General features: G+C 37.6%; 15 protein-coding genes. 9 read left to right on the top strand and 6 right to left on the bottom strand.

Annotation, left to right across the window (positions count from 1 at the left end):
* Positions 1-33: 33 nt before the first annotated feature.
* Positions 34-915: a 4-hydroxybenzoate solanesyltransferase gene (locus AC012T_RS23540; protein ID WP_487066730.1), complete on the bottom strand. Its 882-nt coding sequence runs from the start codon at positions 913-915 to the stop codon at positions 34-36.
* Between the two features lie 230 nt (positions 916-1145).
* On the opposite strand from AC012T_RS23540, the gene AC012T_RS23545 reads away from it, so the two are divergent.
* Positions 1146-2819, top strand: coding sequence for a Ppx/GppA phosphatase family protein (locus tag AC012T_RS23545; RefSeq protein WP_487061268.1), 1674 nt, complete (start codon positions 1146-1148; stop codon positions 2817-2819).
* A gap of 315 nt (positions 2820-3134) precedes the next feature.
* Entirely contained in the window at positions 3135-3530 is a 396-nt protein-coding gene (locus AC012T_RS23550) for a pentapeptide repeat-containing protein (RefSeq protein ID WP_487061269.1), read from the top strand.
* Positions 3531-3798: 268 nt separating this feature from the next.
* Here the strand turns inward: AC012T_RS23550 and AC012T_RS23555 are convergent, their stop codons facing one another.
* From AC012T_RS23555 to AC012T_RS23570, 4 genes are all read right to left on the bottom strand, one after another.
* Entirely contained in the window at positions 3799-6024 is a 2226-nt protein-coding gene (locus AC012T_RS23555; protein ID WP_487061271.1) for a WD40 domain-containing protein, read from the bottom strand.
* A 192-nt stretch (positions 6025-6216) separates the two neighbouring features.
* Complete coding sequence (locus tag AC012T_RS23560; RefSeq protein WP_487066732.1) at positions 6217-6984, bottom strand: PP2C family serine/threonine-protein phosphatase; 768 nt, start codon at positions 6982-6984, stop codon at positions 6217-6219.
* A gap of 120 nt (positions 6985-7104) precedes the next feature.
* Positions 7105-7761, bottom strand: a complete 657-nt coding sequence (locus AC012T_RS23565) for a vWA domain-containing protein (protein WP_487061273.1) — start codon at positions 7759-7761, stop codon at positions 7105-7107.
* A gap of 711 nt (positions 7762-8472) precedes the next feature.
* Positions 8473-9480: a DNA-methyltransferase gene (locus AC012T_RS23570; protein ID WP_487061275.1), complete on the bottom strand. Its 1008-nt coding sequence runs from the start codon at positions 9478-9480 to the stop codon at positions 8473-8475.
* A gap of 199 nt (positions 9481-9679) precedes the next feature.
* Between AC012T_RS23570 and AC012T_RS23575 the strand changes: the two genes are divergently transcribed.
* The 3 genes from AC012T_RS23575 to AC012T_RS23585 all read left to right on the top strand — a co-directional run bounded on the left by AC012T_RS23575 (position 9680) and on the right by AC012T_RS23585 (position 12893).
* Positions 9680-10753, top strand: a complete 1074-nt coding sequence (locus AC012T_RS23575) for a DMT family transporter (protein WP_487061277.1) — start codon at positions 9680-9682, stop codon at positions 10751-10753.
* Between the two features lie 164 nt (positions 10754-10917).
* Entirely contained in the window at positions 10918-11922 is a 1005-nt protein-coding gene (locus tag AC012T_RS23580) for a peptidoglycan-binding protein (protein ID WP_487061279.1), read from the top strand.
* Between the two features lie 56 nt (positions 11923-11978).
* Complete coding sequence (locus AC012T_RS23585; RefSeq protein ID WP_487061281.1) at positions 11979-12893, top strand: S66 peptidase family protein; 915 nt, start codon at positions 11979-11981, stop codon at positions 12891-12893.
* Positions 12894-12898: 5 nt separating this feature from the next.
* On the opposite strand, the gene AC012T_RS23590 is transcribed toward AC012T_RS23585, so the two are convergent.
* Positions 12899-13639 carry a class I SAM-dependent methyltransferase gene (locus AC012T_RS23590; RefSeq protein ID WP_487061283.1) on the bottom strand — a complete coding sequence of 247 codons (741 nt, stop codon included), beginning with the start codon at positions 13637-13639 and terminating at the stop codon, positions 12899-12901.
* Between the two features lie 217 nt (positions 13640-13856).
* On the opposite strand from AC012T_RS23590, the gene AC012T_RS23595 reads away from it, so the two are divergent.
* The 4 genes from AC012T_RS23595 to AC012T_RS23610 all read left to right on the top strand — a co-directional run bounded on the left by AC012T_RS23595 (position 13857) and on the right by AC012T_RS23610 (position 18303).
* Entirely contained in the window at positions 13857-14498 is a 642-nt protein-coding gene (locus AC012T_RS23595) for a hypothetical protein (RefSeq protein WP_487061285.1), read from the top strand.
* Positions 14499-14624: 126 nt separating this feature from the next.
* Positions 14625-15287 carry a glycosyltransferase family 2 protein gene (locus AC012T_RS23600; protein ID WP_487061287.1) on the top strand — a complete coding sequence of 221 codons (663 nt, stop codon included), beginning with the start codon at positions 14625-14627 and terminating at the stop codon, positions 15285-15287.
* A gap of 389 nt (positions 15288-15676) precedes the next feature.
* Positions 15677-16849, top strand: coding sequence for a glycosyltransferase (locus AC012T_RS23605; RefSeq protein WP_487061289.1), 1173 nt, complete (start codon positions 15677-15679; stop codon positions 16847-16849).
* 140 nt (positions 16850-16989) lie between these two features.
* On the top strand, positions 16990-18303 hold the full coding sequence (locus AC012T_RS23610; protein ID WP_487061291.1) for an ABC transporter substrate-binding protein: 1314 nt from the start codon (positions 16990-16992) through the stop codon (positions 18301-18303).
* The last annotated feature ends 183 nt before the right edge of the window (positions 18304-18486 follow it).

Here is an 18486-nt window from a genome sequence, read left to right on the forward strand (position 1 = left end):
AGAAAAAACTGTTGTTTTCAAAGTAGACGTGGTTTAAAAAGAACCAATAATCATGCCTGCTAGGATTAAAAAACCAATCCATACATTTTGACGGAACATTTCACCATAAACAGGATTGGGTAGTTCTGGGTTTCTTAATTGCAGAGATTGCCAAAACCAACCAAGAGTAGCAATTAGTAAGCTAATCCAGAAAGCTGTATTGAGATGAACTAAAACACCGACACCACCTAGGAGAATGACAGTACCGACGAAGAAAATGCCAATAGCGCTGGGGGAGTATTTACCAAAGAAGAGGGCGCTAGAATTGATGCCAATACGTTGATCATCTTCGCGATCGCTCATTGCATAAATTGTATCAAATCCCAATGTCCACAGAACCGTTGCCCCCCACAGCAACCAAGTGGGTGCGGAAATGTTTTGTGTGACTGCACTCCAGCTAATTAAAACCGCAAAACCCCAAGCGATGGAAAGCACTAATTGCGGTACAGGAAACACCCGTTTTGCCCCTGGATAAAGTAATATTACGGGTACTGCTGCTACAGATAACCAAAAACTCAATGGGTTAAGATAGAAAGCGAGGACTGCTGCACAGGCTAGGGCAACGATACCAACTCCTATACCAACTTTTACAGAAAGAGAACGAGAAGCAAGAGGGCGATCGCGTGTTCTCTCTACTTGTGGATCAATATCTCGATCCCATAAATCGTTGACCACACAACCTGCGGCACTTGTGGCTAAAGTACCTAATATAATTACCCCCACTAAGGGTAAAGGTGGTTTACCAGCAGCTGCCAAAAACACAGCCCACAGTGCAGGGATCATCAAAATCAATCTGCCTTCTGGTTTATGCCACCGTAATAGCTGGATAATTACAAGCCATAATGGTTTTTGGTCGCTTTCTGGTGTTTTGAGCATATTTGATCGATTCACATATCTTCACATCTACATCTATAGAATATCGTTATTTGAACACCACAAACACATAAAGTGAAGTTGCAGCTTTGCATACAAATTTCTATTTTAATTGTGGGTAATGTTCCCAAACAATTAACCTGACAAGTCTGTAGATTGCCAGTAATAAGTATCGAGTGCGGATTAAACCGACACAAAGTTTGACCATCTGTTGTTAAGAGAGAGAAATTTAAATGCTGAATTTAGTTTCAGCTAATTGGGAGAGTACACCTACTCAACCAGTTAAGCAAAACCCCATTATTGCGGCCATTGATATCGGTACTAATTCCTTACACATGGTGATAGTGAGGATTGAACCGACCTTACCAGCTTTTACGATGATCGCCAAAGAAAAAGAAACGGTTAGATTAGGCGATCGCAATTTGGAGACTGGAGAACTGAAACCAGAAGTGATCAAAAAAGCGATCGCTTGTTTAAGACGTTTCCAAGAACTTGCTAAAAGCCTAGAAGCAGAAAGCATTATCGCCGTAGCAACCAGCGCCGTCCGTGAAGCCCCCAACGGTCAAGATTTTTTACATAGAGTAGAAACAGAAATAGGCTTAACCATTGACTTGATTTCTGGTCAAGAAGAAGCACGACGCATCTATTTAGGCGTGTTATCGGGGATGGAATTTAATCACCAACCGCATATCATTGTTGATATTGGTGGTGGTTCTACAGAATTAATTTTAGGTGACTCCCAAGAACCCCGTAGCCTCACCAGTACCAAAGTAGGTGCAGTGCGGTTGACTGGGGAATTAATCACCACAGACCCCATCAGCGATATTCAGTTTAAATACTTGCAGGCTTATGCAAGAGGGATGTTAGAACGTTCTGTAGAAGATGTACTTTCTAAACTCCAACCTGGGGAATCTCCGCAGTTAGTAGGAACATCTGGCACAATTGAAACTTTAGCAACAATTCATGCTAAAGAAAAAATGGGTGTTGTCCCTTCTACTCTCAACGGTTATCAATTTAGTCTTCAAGACCTGCGGACATGGGTAACTCGTTTGCGACGGATGACGAATGTAGAACGCGCAGCAATTGCAGGAATGCCAGATAAGCGGTCAGAAGTGATCCTAGCTGGGGCAATAATATTACAGGAAGCAATGACCCTGTTAGACGTGGATACAGTCACACTCTGTGAGCGATCCTTGCGGGAAGGAGTGATTGTAGATTGGATGCTGACACATGGTTTAATTGACAACAGATTGCGCTATCAAGGTTCGATTAGACAGCGTAATGTGCTGAAAATTGCCAAAAAATACCAAATTAACCTAGAGCATAGCGATGCCTGCGGCGGGCATAGCCAACGCGTTGCTGCATTTGCACTCAGTTTATTTGATCAAACTCAAGGCAAACTACATAATTGGGATAAAGATGAAAGACAATTACTCTGGGCTGCTGCCATTTTACACAATTGCGGACACTACATCAGTCATTCCTCACACCACAAACATTCATACTATTTAATTAGAAATGGTGAATTACTTGGTTACAACGAAACCGAGATCGAAATCATAGCTAATTTAGCCCGTTATCACCGTAAATCTGCACCGAAGAAAAAGCACGAAAACTACCGTAATTTATTACATAAAGAACATCGGCAAATGGTATGTCAATTGAGTGCAATTTTAAGATTAGCAGTAGCTTTAGATAGAAGACAAATTGGGGCAGTTTCTCGCGTGGAATGTGAATATTTTCCCAATGTACATGAATTTAAAATGTTGATTTTTCCTTCTAGTCTAGGTGACGATTGCGCCTTAGAACTGTGGAATTTAGATTATAAAAAAGGAGTGTTTGAAGAAGAATTCGGGCTAAAATTGGTAGCAAGTTTAGTCAATACTTGCAGCGTTAATTTTTCTTAGCTTTTATGGTGCGTTAAAATGTAAGAATTCAGGAGTCAGGAGTCAGGAGTCAGGAGTCAGGAGAAAGAAGGAATAAGAATATTTCTCTCTTCCGTTACCTGCTACGCACTGAGCTTGCCGAAGTGTTCCCTGCTATATCAAACATTCTATATCCTGAATCCTTACGTTAAAATTCAGTTAATGCACCTATACAAATATCTGGGTAAAATGAGGATGATTATTAATATTTTTTAACTTGATATTACCCTGGTAATACTACCTTTTTTATCTATTCATAGTAGAGTTAATAATGTAAATAGATGTGGCATCTGGGTTATGGAAAGGAAGGAAATTACCGTTGAAGAACTGCTGCAACGTTATGCTGCTGGGGAGAGAGATTTTAGTATTGTTTGTTTGGATTACGCAGACTTGAGCGGAGCTAACTTGGCTGGAATCGACTTTAGTCATGCCAGATTGCGGTGTGCTAATTTGAGCGGAGCCATTCTCTGTGGGGCTAATCTGAGCGATACTGATTTGCAAGGAGCTAATTTGACTGGGGCTAACTTGGAGGCTGCTAATATTATTAACACTTGTATTGCTGGAGCCAATTTGGAAAATACCAATCTGAGGGGAGCTATTGGTGTTTTCGGTCAGGCTAACGGGACTTTCTTGCACAATACCGTTTGGTCTAATGGCGAGATTGTAGTTGGTCCCGAATGGTTTTATGGTTGAAAAAATTTCTGCTTTCGTATCAGTAGAATCGCAATTTCTCGTAGGTTGGATTGTTCGCGTCAGCGTTGCGGAGCAATGGAACGTTCACGAAGTGTGCCGGAGGCATAAACCAACATTAATCAACTATAATTAACTGTAAAAATATTTCTATAATATCAATATCCGCCTCAATTATTGATAATTTGATAGGTAAACTCTGCGTAAAATTATTATGGTTTCCATTGATAAAACATTGGATTATATCACGTCCGATCAAATGCTATCAACATTATAAAATACTACCTCCTGGTATTTCTTCAATAGGAAAATTCGGTGTTTGATTATTCTTATTATTTGCAACAGTAAGAAAATATGAAAAACCCAGTAAGCAAAACAAAAAAATAATCCCCCAGAATCCTTGATTGCGTTGCTTATTCCTGACTAGTATACTAGGTTTGAAAAATGCTTTTGATTTGGGAGTAGATTTTCGTGAACGAACTGGTTTTGATTTGGGAGTAGATGTTCTTGAATAAACTGGTTTTGATTTGGGAGTAGATTTTCGTGAGTAAATGGTTTGTGATAGTAGCGGCCAAATTTTAATGCTATTATCAGCACTTCCACTAGCAAGAATTTTACCATCTGGACTATAGGCTAAAGAACGAACTGAGTTAGAATGTCCTTTAAGAGTGTTTATTTCCCATCCGGTAGATGCATTCCAAAATTTGATAGTTTTATCACCACTAGCACTAGCCAGAATTTTACCATCTGGACTATAAGCTAAGGAAGGAACAGAATCCGAATGTCCTGTAAGTGTGAATATAACTTTACCAGTGGAGATATTCCACAGTTTGATAGTGTTGTCAGAACTCCCACTAGCAAGAATTTTACCATCTGGACTATAAGCTAAAGAACGAACCCAATTATCGTGTCCTATCAATGTGAAAATTACCTTACCAGTGGACACATTCCACAGTTTGATAGTGTTGTCAGCACTACCACTAGCAAGAGTATTACCATCTGCACTATAGGCTAAGGAAAGCACCGAGTCAGAATGTCCTTTAAGAGTAATTATGACCTTACCAGTGGACACATTCCATAGTTTGATAGTCTTGTCAGCACTACCACTAGCAAGAGTATTACCATCTGGACTATAGCTGAGGAAACAAACCGAGTTGTTATGTCCAGCGAGAACGCGTATTTCTCTACCTGTAGACACATTCCACACTTTGATAGTTTTATCACGACTACCACTAGTCAGGATTTTACCATCTGGGCTGTATGCTAGGGAATTAATCCAGTCAGAATGGCCAGTCAGAATTTTGATTAACCCTCCTGTAGAAGTATTCCACAATTTGATCGCTTGATCACGACCAGCACTAGCAAGAGTATTGCCATCTGGACTGTATACTATAGAGTTGATAGAGTTGGAATGTCCAGTGATAGTCAGGATTCCTGCTACCGTAGTGGCATGAATAGCAGGTAGTTCTTTAGGTTTATTAACCCCAAATATATCAACACCGAGTTTTGTAGAGCGATCGCACCAATAACATTTACCATAAGTCCGGCTATAATAATGACTATCTACCACTTCGCAGACATTTAGCTCATTACTAGCAACCTTTAAAGCTGCCATCCATTCCTTAGCGGTAGGACGTAAATTAGGATTTTCATAACCATCATTAAAGCATTTTAAAAAATATTTTTTTACCTCTGGATGAACAATATCAAGAGGAATTGTTCTCTCTACAGATTGAATCAAACTATTTGGACTATATAACCATAAACCCTGCCGGATAAGTTCATTAACTTCTGGAGTTTCCCCCGCACCTATCCACTTTCCCTGAAAAGGACTATTACCACCAAATAATAATTGATAGATAATTACTGCTAACCGAAATCTATCATGTATTTCTGTTTGTTCAATACTAGCAATATCTGCATCAATTAACTCTGGTGGGGTATAACCATCTGAACCAACTAAACAACGATAAACCTTTCCATTTTGAGGATTTTTAACCTGAAAAGAATCTGTATCAATAATTGAAGGTAACGCGCGATTATTAACTAAAATATTTTGTGGTTTAATATCTCCCAACACATATCCAGAATCATGAATTGCCGCAATAAATGAGGCAATATTTAATGCTGTTACGTGCAGAAAACGCCAATTAATAGCAAGTTTTAACTTCTGACAACGCTGTGGATTATAAATATCAATAAGTTGTCTGGCATTCTTCACTTCTGGCATCAAAAAACCCACATAATTACCATTAGCATCTTTCAGCAATGACTTAGGCCAAGCAAAAGAAATATGATTCAGGTGGGAATTTGGATCAGTTGGTGGATATGATATCATTACCGCTAGTTTTTGCAACCGTTCAGGTGTTGGTAAATGATAAATTTTAGCTAAATAACCATTTAGATTAGTTTGCCAAACTTTCGCTTCACCACTATCTATAGATTCACCTAACAGAGTAATTGATTTTCCCGTACTGGCACAGGTGAGAACTGTCATATAATTTTAATTAGGTTTAATTAGGGCTTGCTGAAATATATTCCTAAAATCCTAAAATGTGTAGGTTGGGTCGAGGCTTTGGGAAACCCAACAAGATCTAATAAATCTCGAAAATGTTAGGTTTCATTTTCTTGCTTCGCGATAAAGAAAGCGAACAACCCAACCTACAGTTTTTTTAAAATCAATTGTATTCTATTCAAAGAGGCACAAAAGCAAAGTTTTATCATCATCAGTGCGAGAATTTAGTCGTTCCGAATTGAGAAAATCAATAATATAATGATCATCATCCTCTGGATTATTTATTTCTCGCAAATATTCTTCAAAAGGTTTAAAGAATGGCGGAAAAGGTTGCCAATCACTCAAGCGAATTGCAACTTTTTCTAGTCCATCAGTAGAAGCACAAATAAACTCTTGCTGTCCTGAAATAACCTTTACCTGCATTTCATCTAGTGCATTAGCTGAAGTGAGAAAAGTCGTTTCGTTGAAAAATTCGCCCTTGTCAGGTTCAAACAACAATTGATATTCTGAATTTTGGGAACGCACCACAATAAATCCGTCCCCAATTTGCATAGTTGCAACCCATTCAGGAGTCGCTATGAAAACCAAAAGTGTACAAGATAAATCATTAACAGCGTAAGTTTCTGTATCTGCTTGATTGTGTAATTTGGCAATAACTTGATTGGCAATCTTAGCAAAAAAATCTTTAGCTTCTGGTTGAGATAGTGGTTGAGAAAACCCTAACCTATGAGGATATTCATTAATATCGTCAAAGCATTTAATAACAGTTTCTACGGCTAATTTAGAACCAATTTGAGAATATTTAGCACTTCCAGCACCATCAGCAACCGCGCCCACAATCACATCATTAAAAATGCGATAATCTCCGTAGTCTTGACAAGGTATTTTTTGTTCTTGATGACTCGTTCCTGTTGCAGAACGAACAATTGCTTTCCAACCCACAATAAATAAATCCTCTAAATCTAGTACAGCATGGCGTAAATAAAGCAACCATTCTCAATCGCTAAAAAGCTTACTCCATATTATTTTTGACTTTTGACTTTTGACTTCCGCAAAGCGGTACTAGCTGGTAATTTGACCCCATCCCACTGGCGGTAATGCAACAGCTGCCCCTACTTTGCCACTAGAAACCCGTTTCATGGAAGTGGAAAGCCAAACAAATAAAGAGCGAAAATCCAAGCCATTTAGCATCACTGGAGGACGTTCAGGAGGTGCAATTTCTCTGAGTTTGTTCATATCCGCACCCTGGACACCAACAGTAAAAAATAACATTCGGCGTTGTTCTTCTGCTTCTCTCACTCTTTGCGCTGCACTTTGCCAATAATCTGTAGGCGCACCATCAGTAATTAAAAATACCCAAGGACGATAGTAGAGTATGCCGTTATCTTTATAAGTCTGTTTGCGAGTTTCCAACAAATCCAAAGCATATTCTATTGCTTCACCCATTGGTGTAACACCTTCTGCTTCTAGCTTGGGGGTTGTAAAGTTATCAATAGTCACAAAATCTTGCATCAGTCGCACAGGGGCAAAAGTGACAATAGCAACTTCTACACTGAGAGAAGCTTGAGCATCTTTTAAAACATCTTCTTTAAAAGCTGCCAAACCTCGATTTAACTCCTGAATAGGTTGCCCTGACATTGAACCAGAAGTATCAAGTAGAAGAATCACAGGACAACGATTTTCTGGGTTTTCCACAAATTCAGGTAGTCCTATCGGCATTTTTGATGCTCCTGATTAATCAAAATGGGACGCAAAATATATAATTTAGATTATATTAGTTACTATATATTTTAACACGAGTACTTGTACGGGATCAATACCCATAACAGCTTGATAAAAATGGTTTGACTATTGGCTCGATTTGATTAGATTAGGACTTACGCACTATACAAATTTTACCTAATATTTAGGACTCATATTTGATTTTTGAAAAAAACTCCGTATGGCTAGATTCTCTGAAACCCTTTTGCATCTTACCTTTTGCGTTTTACTTGACTACGCAAATAATTTTAGATATCAAATATTATTCCTATATGTGTGAGGCAAATTGCCTGGTTCCAGGCTTTGGGAATCGCCTATTAGAGCATGTTTGAAAAGTTTAGGGACGTATAATTTGTCATTCTGTTCGCGTTCACGTAGTGTGCCGTAGGCATAGCGTGGCGTTAGCCATGTGGAGTCTTACGCAACGAAGAATCTGGAGTTTAGCCCACATACTGAGATGCTACGTTCCTCAGCATGACATGGAAGGAGACTTTTCAAACACCCTCTTAGTGCGGTGCGTCAGCTAGAGAAAATCTGTTGTGTCTTAAATTATCAGGTATGACGCACCCTACAAGAGATGAAATCCTGTAAATCTTCAAATCCTGTACATCCTGATTCAGACTATATTTAGATTATTAATATTAATAATTAATTTGCTATATTTGCTACTCAATAGCCAAATAAATCATTTTCTTCAAATCGCAATTTTGAACTTTTGATATAGTCTTCATCAATTTCAAAAGCTAACCAACTCCTTTGTAAAGTTTCTGCAACTCGACCTGTCATATTAGAACCAGCAAAAGGATCTAAAACAATATCACCCGGTTCTGTACAAAGGTTAATCACAAATTCTGGTAATGCGTGGGGGAATCTTGCTGGATGTGGTTTAATATTAGCTTCTTTACAGCGTCTTTGATAATAATCATTGGAAGCCGTATTTGAGGCAGAGATAACATTTACTGAATGGATTAAATCTTCTGAATATATTTCTTGTATAAGTGTGGGTTGTCCTATTTCTTCCTGATTTATATTTCCTCTGCCATCAATAATATTGGGAGGAATAGCACCTCCTCTATCATTGCCAAATTTATTAGATATATCATGCCCTGATGGTCTGATTTTTGGTTGATAACCATTTTTGAGCAGGTTTTTCATCGACTTGCTATAGGGTTTTAAAACCCTTCTGTTATTAGCTTTGGGATGGGGTTCTTTTGACAACCACCATATGGTATTTACCGCATCTTTAACTCGTTCTCTGCGAATTGTTACCCACTCTGCTGGGGTGGGGAGTTTGGCTGGATTATACCAATATAATTCCTGTGCTAAATAAAATCCTAATCCACCTTTTTCTTTTGATTTACATAGAGAAACAACCAGTTCAAAATGATAAAGGGAACGAACTGGCATTCCTTTAATCCAACTGCCACCAATATCTATAACTAATGAACCTGTTGGTTTCAGAATCCGGTGAAAGTGTGCTGCAAAATCTTGAAACCATTCAATATATTTGTCCGCATCAACATTACCATATTCTTTTTTTCTCACCAATGCAAAAGGTGGAGATGTGCAAATTAAATCAATGCTTTCATCAGGAATATTTGCCATTAATTCTAGGCTGTTGCCCAAGTAAGCAGCACCTAATTTTGTTGTATAGTAAGGTTTGAAATTCAGTTCCATATCACATTTTTAATACTATATTTATGCTGATTAAACACAATTCAGCTTTCAGTCTTCAAAATAAGCCATTGTAAGTTTTGTTACCTTTGAGTATTAATTCCTGTTTTCCCAGATGCTACATGAACATAAAAAGCAATGTTTATGTAAAATTAGGTAAAGTAATGTTTCCACCTAATTTACTAAACACCACAGCTAACCCATGCAACTGCAACTTAGAGAATCTAAATCTCTCGTAGCTTCCTTACTGTTAATTGCTCCCTTTTTCCTCTGGGGTACGGCAATGGTAGCCATGAAAGGGGTGATACCTCATACAACACCTTTGTTTATGGCAGGACTAAGGTTATTACCTGCGGGGGTGTTAATTCTGATTGCTGCGGCATTTATGGGTAGACCCCAACCCAAAGGATGGTTAGCATGGCTGTGGATTGCTATATTTGCCCTTGTTGATGGTACGCTGTTTCAAGGCTTTTTGGCAGAGGGGTTAGTCAGAACCAGTGCGGGGTTAGGTTCTGTAATGATTGATTCTCAACCTTTAGCAGTGGCTTTGTTGTCTCTGTGGCTATTTAAAGAACATATTGGCCTTTGGGGATGGTTAGGGTTAGGATTGGGAGTTACTGGTATTAGTTTAATTGGCTTGCCGGAAGAGTGGATTTTTCAGATTCTGGACTCAGGGGTAAAGATTACAACCGACAACTGGCAACAATTGTTTGCTAGTGGTGAGTGGTTGATGTTATTGGCAGCTTTGTCTATGGCTGTGGGAACCGTGTTGATTCGGTATGTGTGTAAGTATGCTGATCCGATCACGGCTACAGGGTGGCATATGATTTTAGCAGGTTTGCCGTTGTGGGGAATTTCTGCAACCGTGGAAGTTGAACAGTGGCAAAATCTTGTACCATCTGATTGGTTAGCTTTAAGTTATGCAACTATATTTGGGAGTGCGATCGCTTATGGTTTATTTTTCTACTTTGCTCAAAGTGGTAATCTGACTAGTTTAAGTTCTCTCACTTTTCTCACACCTGTTTTTGCGTTGATATTTGGTCATATTTTCCTCTCGGAAGTTCTCACTACCATTCAATGGTTAGGAGTCTTCATAACTTTAATCAGTATTTATTTAATTAACCAACGCGAAACCCTAGCAGGTCAAAATAACAAAGTTACTATCAGTGAAAAAGCAATACCACAGCAGCAACTAGTTTTAGAAGCATCCACTACTAAGAGGTTGACCACTCTCACCTCATCTGTAAGAGAATCTGAACCAGAAGCTTCACCCTAACAAGTTACTCGGAGATGAGGAATATGCGGAAGATCAAGAGACAGGAAAATCAGGTCAGCAGCAAGCAGGAAACACGGGAAAACAAATGTCTCCAGTTCCCCATTCCCCATTTCATCTTGGTTTTTACTTCTTGTTTCTGCCTAGGTTTATACCCAAATCAATCTATGGCAACTAGACCTAACTTAGTACCTTTCCAACCGACTATTCTCAATCCAGGGATGACAGGTTCTGAGGTGCAGGTGTTGCAAGTCCAGTTGAAGGCATTAGGATACTACAATGACTGGATTGACGGACAGTACGGACTTAGTACACAAAATGCAGTAGCTAAATTTCAGAAAGCAGGAGTGCTTAAAAGAAAAGATGGTATTGCTGATTTAACCACTCAAAATAGTCTAAAAACAGCTTTATTAGGTCAAACTAAATGCACAACTACTCCTGTTTCTACTCCTATTCCTCAAGTTAATACTACGTCCCCACCCAGCCAAATAAATTTGATCTGGTGGTCACTACTTGGTTTAGGAATTTTAGGAAGTGTTGGTGCATTTGTCTACTTAATCAAAAGGGTTGATAAAATCCAATATTCAGCAATATCACAAGATCAAAAACTTCTCAGTCCATCCATTCAGGATCATCCTAAATTCTTTTTAAGCCCAGCACAAACACCTGCCGTATCAAGTTCCATAGAATTATTACAACCAAACGCAAGTGCAATGGTTGCTAAACTTAATATTTTTGATGAATTGATTAAAGAGTTGCGGGTTGATGATCCTACCCAAAGACGTAAGGCTATTTGGAATTTAGGTCAACAAGGAGATTCGCGGGCTATTAAGCCACTAGTGGACTTGATGATTGATGCTGATTCTCAACAACATGGTCTAATTTTATCAGCTTTGGCAGAAATTGGTAGTCGCACTCTCAAACCTTTAAACCGTGCTTTAGTCATATCTCTGCAAAATGAAAGTCCTCAAGTTAGGAAAAATGCTATACGTGATTTACTCCGTATTTATGACATGATGGGGCAAATGAGTCAGGTTTTATGCCACGCATTGGAAGATCCAGATCCAGAAGTACAAGCAACAGCACGATATGCTTTTACGAAAATTAACCGTGTGGGCAACATTCCCGAATCACAAATTTTCACGGATGTGAATACAGAAGAACAAAATTGATAATTGATAATTGGTAATTGGTCAAATTTTTTCCTTTCCCCATCTCCCCCATCTCAATGTCCAACATCCAAGAGTGCAAATCTGCTATCTTACCTCAACTCCTGAAACCTGGTGATTTATTACGTGTAATTGCCCCTAGTGGTGCATTGCGAGAATTTGAGGCTTTTAATAAAAGTGTGGAAATTTGGCGATCGCATGGCTACCGAGTCGAAATCAGCCCTAACATAGATAATAGACATGGTTATCTTGCCGGTACAGATGCCCACCGTCGTCAACAATTAGCAGCAGCATGGAATGATCCCGAATGTCGCGGTATTGTCTGCGCTAGAGGTGGGTTTGGTAGCACCCGCATTTTAGAAGATTGGAACTGGCAACAAAATATAGCAGATCCTAAATGGTTGATAGGCTTTTCTGATATCACAGCCCTGCTCTGGAGTCTCTATAACGCCCGGATTTCTAGTATTCATGGTGCCGTCATGACTACCCTCGTCAACGAGCCAGAATGGTCAATACAGAGGCTATTTGACATAGTAGCAGGTCGTGCGATCGCACCTTTAAAGGGTAAAGGTTGGGGTGGTGCGACAGTGACAGGTGTGTTACTTCCTGGTAATCTGACAGTTGCTACCCATCTTTTAGGGACACCGCTTTTACCTAATCTTGATGGTGTGATATTGGCATTTGAAGATGTGACAGAAGCACCCTATCGGATTGATAGGATGTTAACTCAATGGCGATTAAGTGGTACCTTATCTAAAGTTCGTGGTATTGCTTTAGGAGGGTTCACCAAGTGTGAAGCACCACCTCATATACCTAGTTTGAGTATAGAAGAAGTTTTGAGGGAACGGTTAGGTGATTTAGGAATTCCCATAGTTTCCGATTTACCTTTTGGTCATGATAGCCCTAATGCTGCTTTACCTGTGGGAGTAATGGCAACATTAGACGCAGATCAAGGTATATTAGAGATGCACTGAGATTATCACCATTTACGATAGCAACGAGCCGTAGTATGGTAAGGATGAAAAATTTCCACGAATTCACTCTGCACGATTTTAAAAAAGGTTTCTATGACTTGTGGATCATCCAAATGAAAAGGATACTCTTGATTAAAGCCTTTAAAGAAATGCCAGTTCAGAATAGTTCTACCTTCCGGTTTCAGGGCTTGATGGAATAAATGCAATTGCTGACAGGGATCTGGTAAATGTTCTAAAACGTCAAAAGATATAATTGTATCAAAACTATCTTTTAGAGGCATTTCTGAACAAAAAACTATTTTTTGACTTAGCCCCAACTGTTCGCTTCGATGACGAACAAAATCACGATTTAAAGGATTGATATCACAATATATTACTTGTTCAACTTGAGGACAACGAGCAGCACAAATTGTATGAGTTCCAATACCACCACCAAAATCTAACACCCGACCTTTGGCATGATCTACAATCAAAAATAAGGTATTTTCAATATTTTCAGGGCTTTCTAGATGCCATGCTCCCAACTCAAATAAATAAATCTCTCCAACTTTGTCACGATAAAAATTACTTGCGGCTTCCCAATCAAAATCTTTGTGGCCTAACTCAGCTAATTTTTCCTTACCTGTAGCTAATTTTTGATCTAGTGTTTCTGAATCTAAATGCAAAAACTCTTGTAAATGCTGCTTTAAATTAAATGAAGTTTGTGAATAATCGCTTAAGAAAGATGGGAGTAGAAATCTATCCATAAAATTGATATCTCAATCATAAGTAAATTGGATTTTTAGATGATATCAAAGATCATCCCAATTTTTTTAAATTACATTTAATAACTGTTTGTATTTTTATATAAACCTGTATAATATTATCATAACATCTAGCCTAGAGTGAAAAATACTTGTAAATCCCGATAATAAATTAATTGATCATCGCTATCTTTTTTCAAAATCTTGAGTTTAAAAAATCATGCAACAGAAAATTGAAAATATTTCCATCGTGACTAATACAAAAGAAATATTTCAGCATCATTACACAGATAACCTATGGGGCAATGAAGAAAGCGTTTCTGGACCAGGATCAACAATCGAATATACGGAGAATATTCGTAAAGAAATTCCTGAATTAGTCAATAAATTAGGTATCAAAGTAATTTTAGATGCCCCCTGTGGAGATTTTAACTGGTTCAGAATGATCTCTTGGAAAAACCCAATTATATACATCGGTGCTGATATTGTAGAACCATTAATAAATCGTAATCAAATACTTTATGGTAATCAAAATCAAAACTTTACCTATTTAGATATAACTCAGGAAGCTCTACCAAAGGCTGATATGTGGCTTTGCCGAGACTGCCTTTTTCACTTATCTAATAATGACATTTTATCAGTGATTGAGAACTTTTTAAGAAGCGATATTAAATACTTACTCACATCAACTCATTCTAACTCCGAGAATGAAGATATCCTAACTGGATCATTTCGGCTGCTTAATTTACAGAAAGAGCCATTTAACTTTGCTCCACCCATCGCATTCATAGAAGACTGGATCGAAGGTTATCCTATCAGACATCTAGCTTTATGGGAACGGGAAAGTATCAGAGTATCCTAAAGATTTTCCTGCCGGCTAACAGGTTTTAATCAAAAAATAATTTTTAAACTCGTAGCGGCATTGAAAAATAAGGTTAATTTACCAGAGTAACTTTTTTTGAAACTGTAATTACAATAATTTATGATTATGAACAGTGTAATGTTTGCACCGATTCCAGAAATCTCAATCATCCTACCTACCTACAACAGGGCAAAATACTTAAATAGGTGTATTGATAGTATAATTCATCAAACTTTTCAGAATTGGGAATTGATTGTAGTTGATGATGGCAGCCAAGATAATACTTTTGATATTGTCAATTTGTATGTTCAAGAATTTAATTGTATTCGTTATTTTAAGCATAAAAATAGAAAGCCTGGTTATGCAAGAAATGCGGGCATTCAAGCATCATTTGGAGAATACATAACATTCATTGATAGCGATGACTCATATTTAGAGAATCATCTAGAATCGAGAATCAAATATATGAAATCTCATCCAGAGTTGGATTTAATAGAAGGAGGATTCGCTACCGAAGGAGATATTTGGGTTGTTGATTATTTTCAACGCGATAAAACTATTAATCTGAAAGAATGTGTTGTAGGACCAACCTTTTTTGGTAAAAGGAGTGTATTTTTTGAATTGCAAGGATTTAATGATATTCCTTACGTAGAAGATACAGAGTTTTGGTGTAGAGCAGAAAAAATATTTAAAACAGAAAAACTTACTGAACCAGAAACTTATCTTTACACAAGAGCAGAAAGTAGTGTTACTAAAAGTTTTTTAGAAGAAATGTCCTCATCTAACTAAATTTTTGGTAATTATGTTCAGTTCAAAATTATTTCTCATTTTCTATACAGGGTCGGCTTCCTGAGATATTTTTGGGGACTTCCAAATAAAAAAGTATTCAATTAATTCTTGTGGGGTAGACCGAAAAACCTGCCCTTAAACCTGGATGGGCTAGGAACCCATACCACAAGATTGGATAATTTAACGTGAGTTCGGTGTTAGGAGTTAGGAGTTAGGAGTTAGGAGTTATGATTTTTTCAACGAGAGAATAAGGGTTTGAGACTCCTACTTGTGGCGAGTTTTCCACAAATTATCTTATGTCGAACTCACGTTAATTTATTTCCTGGAAGTCCCTTGGCTAAATTTCACATATTTAGGTAATGAAGAACTTATAATTTTTACATTCAAGTATGAATATTTGTCATCTAGTTTTGAGTAATATTGGGGGAGCGCCAAAGACTGCTAATTCTTTAATTTCGTCGCAGTCAAAAGCAGGTCATAAAGTCTCTACCGTAGTATTTACTGATTTAGATTCACGATGGCTAGTAAATTTTGAATCTGCTGAAAAACTAATAATTATGAAAGTTGCAGGTAGTTCATTTTACATTGGTGGGGCGATACACCAAATATGGATAGCTATCCAATTAAGTAAAATAATTTCTGGCTTAAAACCAGATATTATTGTTTGCCATACTGCATTTATAACCAAACTTTTTTATCTTTCTCAACGTATTCCTGGTAGTTTATCAGTTCCATATATTAGCTATATTCATACTGATTTTATTTCTGAGTTACAAGCCGAAAGCAAAAGCAAAGCCAATTGGTTGATAGCACTATTTCAAAACTTATCTATAAATATTGATAATTTGATTAGTTTGCGTAGTCTTCACCAAGCCAGTGGACTGGTATTTGTTTGCAAGAGTTTATATGAAAGATTCTTAAAAATTGGCTTAAATCCTACTTGCATGGCAATATGCTATAATCCCGCTATACCTGATACAAATAATCAGCCGCTAAATTCTACGGCTGAGTCATGGTTAAAAAACCCTGAGTTAATTACTTTTGTATCTGCTGCCAGATTTCATCCTCAAAAAGATCATCAGACTTTACTCAAAGCATTTGCTCAAGCTAGTCAGCATCATTCCAATATACGGTTAATTTTACTAGGAGATGGTAATTTAGAAACAGAAATGCAAGAATTGGCAAGTTCTTTAAAAATTAGTGATATTGTTCTTTTTGCAGGGACTGTTATTAATCCTAGAGCTTACTTTTCATTATCTAGAGCAGTGATACTTGCTTCTCATTATGAAGGATTTGGTATGGTACTTGTAGAAGCTGTAGCTAGTGGAGTAACTTTTATTGCTAGTGATTGTCCAGTCGGTCCACGGGAAATTTCTGAAGTATTGAAATGTGGAACTCTAGTACCACCTAATGATGTAGATGCTTTAGCAATTGCTATTATTGATCATGCAAAAATTCCTCAAGAGAAGATTAATCGCTCTGAAGAAATTGCACAATTTTTTAGTGAAACTAGCTGTGCGAAGAAGTTAGAAAAATTGATAGAACAACTGGTCTGTCAATGAATATGATTACTTACAGGACTTACGCACCCTACAATAGATTTCTGGTGTGACACGCAGCTTTAGTCGTAACTTAAATAAATGATTTTTATGACTTCAGTATATTTTGTGAAATTAATTTATCTTTTGGATAACTGCCAGACATGAAAATGAACTTATTCTTATCTTCTATTAGAAATTTTGTCCGTCAATTATTTAATTCTACTCGGCAGATGATCATTTTAGGAATTATGCTGAGTTTATGTCTAATATCTTTATCTAGTTGTCAGCGAATATCACAGCACAATGATCAAGTAATTCATCTGACACTATGGCAGTCTATAAATCCCCCAGAAAATCGTGATTATTTCTATAAATTAGTAGATAAATTTAATAAAAATCATCAAGATATTCAGGTTGAAGCTATCTTTGAACCTGAACCTCAATTACCAAAAATATTAACTGCATTTGCTGGTAATGTGCTGCCAGATATGCTTTTATTCTATCCAGAATATACTGGGCAATTTGTTGATTTAGGAGCTATTAGACCTTTAGATGATTGGGTAGAAAAGTTAGAAATAAAGTCAGATATTAGACCAAATCTATTCAAAGGCATGGAGATAAATGGTCATATTTGGTCTGTTCCTATGCACACTAGTAATATTGGAATTTTTTACCGACCTCAGCTTTTTCAAGCGGCAGGAATTACAGAAATACCTAAAACTTGGGAAGAATTGAGAGCAGTTGCTAAGAAATTAACTATAGATAAAGACGGAGATAAGCGACCAGAACAGTATGGAATATTGTTGCCTTTAGGAAAAGGCGGATGGACTGTTTTTAGTTGGTTGCCCTTTTTGTTTGGTGCTGAGGGAGAGATTATTACTAATAATAGACCGAATTTAACTCATCCTGGAGCGATCGCAGCTTTACAATTTTGGCAAGACCTCATCAAAGATGGGTCAGTCATGCTTTCCGCTCCAGAACGAGGTTATGAAGAAGAGGCTTTTCTGAATGGTCGTGTGGCAATGCAGATTACTGGACCTTGGACATTAATCATGAAGTCTGAAGTTGATCATCAAGTTTTTCCTGTACCAACAGGAGTGATACCTGCAACGGTAACAGGTACTGCAAGTTTGTTTGCGATGAAGTCATCGCCAGCTAGAGAAAAAGCTGCACTCAAATTTTTGGAGTATGTGTTAAGTGATGAATTTCAAACAGAATGGAGTATCAAAACAGGTTTTCTACCAGTAACATTCACGGCTGCTCGCAGTCAAACTTATCAGCAATTTATTGCTAATAAACCATTATTAAAAGTATTTTTTGACCAATTACCCGTAGCACGTTCTTCACCTGCCATCGCTGGATATAGTCGTATCTCTGATAGTTTAGGTAGAGCTATAGAAGCAACTTTGCTGGGAGAATCTCCAGAAAAAGCACTCCAACAGGCTCAAACACGTCTAGATTTAATTTGGCCATAATTCATTCACATTTTCTGGCTTAACTAATTGATACAGCAGATTTTAATTGAGCCAGAAATTACGCAAAAACTCACGCAAGTAGCAGTAATTCATGAATTATCGTTACGCAAAAATTAAGCCTTGATATCCTTAAAACTTAAATACTTTTTCTAGCTTCCCAGTTTTAGATTTTCGACATCTGAA

The organism is Anabaena sp. EIM26, assembly GCF_057568715.1.

Coding starts and splice junctions, on each gene's coding strand:
- AC012T_RS23540 (WP_487066730.1), bottom strand. CDS start 915: ATGCTCAAAACACCAGAAAGCGACCAAAAACCATTATGGCTTGTAATT.
- AC012T_RS23545 (WP_487061268.1), top strand. CDS start 1,146: ATGCTGAATTTAGTTTCAGCTAATTGGGAGAGTACACCTACTCAACCA.
- AC012T_RS23550 (WP_487061269.1), top strand. CDS start 3,135: ATGGAAAGGAAGGAAATTACCGTTGAAGAACTGCTGCAACGTTATGCT.
- AC012T_RS23555 (WP_487061271.1), bottom strand. CDS start 6,024: ATGACAGTTCTCACCTGTGCCAGTACGGGAAAATCAATTACTCTGTTA.
- AC012T_RS23565 (WP_487061273.1), bottom strand. CDS start 7,761: ATGCCGATAGGACTACCTGAATTTGTGGAAAACCCAGAAAATCGTTGT.
- AC012T_RS23570 (WP_487061275.1), bottom strand. CDS start 9,480: ATGGAACTGAATTTCAAACCTTACTATACAACAAAATTAGGTGCTGCT.
- AC012T_RS23575 (WP_487061277.1), top strand. CDS start 9,680: ATGCAACTGCAACTTAGAGAATCTAAATCTCTCGTAGCTTCCTTACTG.
- AC012T_RS23580 (WP_487061279.1), top strand. CDS start 10,918: ATGGCAACTAGACCTAACTTAGTACCTTTCCAACCGACTATTCTCAAT.
- AC012T_RS23585 (WP_487061281.1), top strand. CDS start 11,979: ATGTCCAACATCCAAGAGTGCAAATCTGCTATCTTACCTCAACTCCTG.
- AC012T_RS23590 (WP_487061283.1), bottom strand. CDS start 13,639: ATGGATAGATTTCTACTCCCATCTTTCTTAAGCGATTATTCACAAACT.
- AC012T_RS23595 (WP_487061285.1), top strand. CDS start 13,857: ATGCAACAGAAAATTGAAAATATTTCCATCGTGACTAATACAAAAGAA.
- AC012T_RS23600 (WP_487061287.1), top strand. CDS start 14,625: ATGAACAGTGTAATGTTTGCACCGATTCCAGAAATCTCAATCATCCTA.
- AC012T_RS23605 (WP_487061289.1), top strand. CDS start 15,677: ATGAATATTTGTCATCTAGTTTTGAGTAATATTGGGGGAGCGCCAAAG.
- AC012T_RS23610 (WP_487061291.1), top strand. CDS start 16,990: ATGAAAATGAACTTATTCTTATCTTCTATTAGAAATTTTGTCCGTCAA.